The organism is Caldivirga sp. MU80, from assembly GCF_001663375.1.
Taxonomy (GTDB): Archaea; Thermoproteota; Thermoprotei; order Thermoproteales; family Thermocladiaceae; genus Caldivirga.
This window is the reverse complement of sequence record NZ_LCTF01000062.1, coordinates 1-3,375: the sequence shown is the minus strand read 5'-3', so window position 1 is coordinate 3,375 and position 3,375 is coordinate 1. Positions and strand designations below refer to the sequence as shown.

General features: G+C 44.3%; 2 protein-coding genes. One reads left to right on the top strand and one right to left on the bottom strand.

All coding sequences use genetic code 11. The annotated features are described in order from the left end of the window. On the bottom strand, positions 1 to 1,222 hold a 1,222-nt coding region (hutU, locus tag AAX04_RS11375), incomplete at its 3' end, for a urocanate hydratase (RefSeq protein ID WP_066798369.1). Positions 1,223 to 1,300: 78 nt separating this feature from the next. Between hutU and AAX04_RS11370 the strand changes: the two genes are divergently transcribed. Next, on the top strand, positions 1,301 to 2,572 hold the full coding sequence (locus AAX04_RS11370) for an MFS transporter (protein WP_066798367.1): 1,272 nt from the start codon (positions 1,301 to 1,303) through the stop codon (positions 2,570 to 2,572). Positions 2,573 to 3,375: the final 803 nt, after the last annotated feature.

Below are 3,375 nucleotides of genomic sequence, written 5' to 3'. Positions count from 1 at the left end.
TAACCAACCTCGCATTCCTCTCGAATAGGGTCAATAATACATCATCGAGCTTATAAATATCATTGGGATCCCCAACCAAAGATGTCCACCTGAAGGGTCCACGACCCTCCTCAAACAACGGTCTCATGTACTCCATCTGCCCAGGTATTTTGAACGCGTCCTCCACCCCAGCATCATATGCCTGCTTCCTCAGATTATTTCCGTACTCAAAGGTAACCGCACCACGCCTCTGGAGCTCCAGCATTAATTGAACGTGCTTCTTCATGCTTTCCTTGGCCATGAGTATGTACCTATCCGGATCACTCCTCCTCAACTGCTCAGCCTGCTCTATCGTCAGCCCCTGTGGTACGTAGGACAGCGGGTCATGGGCTGGGGTTTGGTCTGTGAGTATATCGGGTACTATGTTATCCCTAACCAACCTCTCAAGTAAATCCACTGCATTGGCGAGTACGCCAATGCTTGTGGCTTGCCTCCTCTCCTTGGCATCAAGTGCCATATCGATAGCCTTATCGATACTATCCGTCCAGGTATCGAGGTAACCAGTGTCAATCATCCTCCTAATCATCCTAACATCTACATCGGCAATCAAGGCAACCCCACCAAGCATCTTGATGGCTAGGGGTTGGGCACCACCCATGTTACCAAGACCGGCACTAACAACTAACCTACCCTCAAGGGAACCACCGTAGTGCCTATCGGCTGCTGCACCGATGGTCTCGTACGTACCCTGGAGTATGCCTTGGGTTCCGATATAAGCCCAACATCCCGCGGTCATTTGGTGGAAACTTATTAAGCCCTTGGCCTCAAGATCCCAGAATATTTTCCAATCAGCCCACTTAGGCACGAGCATCGCATTACTCATCAACACCCTCGGTGCATGCCTACCAAGCCTCCAAATGGCCACAGGCTCACCGCTCTGTATAACTAACGTATCCTCACTATCCATAGTCAGTAATGAATCAACAATAGCCTCAAAATCATCCCAATTACGAGCAGCCTTACCGGTACCACCATAAACGATTAAGTTCTTCGGGTCCTTAGCAACCATGGGATCGAGAACATGGAACAGCATCCGAAGAGGACCCTCCAACTGCCAATCCCTACTATGAACATGAAGCTCAGGTCCCTTAATAGCCCTAACAGTCCTCGTCTCAGGATCATAGTAACCGGCCGATATCAATTCTTCAATAGGCCTACCCCTATACCTCTGCGGAACAGACATACCACGTTAATAAATAGCGTGCTGTTTATAAACTTTAACTATAGTAAAACTTATAAAATAATCTTAGAGAATTATATCATGGGTAGTGAAGTTAAGCCTGTAGGCATATTTAATTGGCGTAATGTGATAGGTTCAATGCTTGGTTGGGGTATGGATGCGTACGACTTTGTAGCCTATGACTTCACGGCCCCTATAATTAGGGATCTATTCTTTAGCCAACTTGGTTCATTGGGGTCTATGCTGGCTACGTTGGCGGCCTTCAGCTTATCACTGGTGGTTAGGCCACTTGGTGGCCTTTTCTTCGGTAATTTGGCTGATAAAATCGGTAGGCGTTATGTACTTTACGTAACCATGCTTGGGGCTGGTATATCAAGCTTCTTAATGGGTTTCCTACCAACCTATGCCCAAGCTGGGTTGGCGGCTATAATACTGCTGCTTCTACTGAGATTCGCGGTGGGTTTCTTCCTGGGTGGTGAGTACTCATCAAGTGGTATCATGAGCGTGGAGAGCGTGACAAAGTGGAGGGGGTTAGCCAGTGGCATTATGCAGGCTGGGTTCGACATAGGGATATTCGGCGTCACCTTCACGTACACGGTGGTTGCCACTTACCTACCTAACGCCATGTACACAATTGGCTGGAGGATCGTCTTCTGGAGTGGCATAGTGACCACAATACTTGCCTTCGTGTTCAGGAGGAGATTCCTCACGGAGTCCCCTGAGTGGGAGGCTTCAGAGAAGGTTAAGAGCCCATATAGGGTCTTATTTGCAAGGTATTGGCTACCGATGTTAACTATACTGTTGGCCACAATGGGATTCCTGTACGAGTACTACGTAATGCTTGAACTATCCCCATTCGTACTACAGACTGTCCTAGGCTACTCAGCAGCCCTAGCGGGCCTAATATTAACAGTCCTATCAGCCAGTGACGCGATTGGTAGTGTGTTTGGTGGCGTTCTGGTGGATTGGTTGAGGAGCTCCAGGAATGCGCTACTCGCGGTTTCAATAATACTACTGGCCTTAATATACCCAACCATGTACTGGATCCTAATCGGCGGCAACGGTTGGGTAGTCCTCCTGTGGGACTTCATAGCCGTACTACCCGTTGGAGTAATGCAAGTCTATATATGGGATCTACTACCAACGAATGTTAGATCTACGGGAGCCGGCTTAACCTATAATGGTGGAACATGGCTGGCAGCCTGGGCTGCCATAGTAACCACACTAATGGCTGGGGCATCCACAAAGCCTCAACCATGGTTACCGTCAATAACTATAAATACGGCGATAGGAGCGGTACTGATGATTATAAGCTTTGCATTATCTATAATAGCCGCTAAGCAATCTAAGTGATCGATAGGAACATTCTTAAGGTCTTATTAAATTCAAACAACACCAATAGTTTTCAAGTAAAGGGAAACAATACTCCCGACACCACTAGGAACAATGAACACTTTATCATTATTGGAGTATTAGCGGGAGGGAAGAAAACACGACATTTATCATATAAGCACCTGTGAACTGAATGATAAAACTTAATCATTTAACAAAACCTATGTGAAATTCATGAATTAAACTCTCGGTAGTGGCCCTGGTATCCATGGATGTACTTAAGTTCCCAGATTCTCGCAATGGATCACGATTGCTAGATTACCATTTATCAGGGATTTAAGGGATAATAATGTATTAAGCGCCTTTATCGGTGAACCATTTGACAATATGCAGTATTCTATATTGTGCTAAGCTTGATCTACAATTCATTAAGGTTAAGTTTAGTCTTGGTCTACTTAATAGTGTTATTAAACATTAGCCCGCTGATAATAACTCCTTAATGAACCTACTCATATACCTCTATGGAACAGATATACTATATCAATCAATACGTATAGTTAAAAAGCATTACATCATTATATTGAATTAATAATTAAATAAGTATTTAATTAAAGTTTATAAATAATGCGAGGTAGATTATATAGTGGCAGTGAAATTGAAATTACGAACATCTAGCTAATGTAATATAACTCAATATTCGACCGGAGTTATGCGCACGGTCTCGTATTTACGCCTTCGTGGCCTTAATCAAAAACATTAGTAAATAATTTAGGGATTGTTAAATCATGTTATTAACTCTAAAAATCACTATTTCACGATATCAG

Coding starts and splice junctions, on each gene's coding strand:
- AAX04_RS11370 (WP_066798367.1), top strand. CDS start 1,301: ATGGGTAGTGAAGTTAAGCCTGTAGGCATATTTAATTGGCGTAATGTG.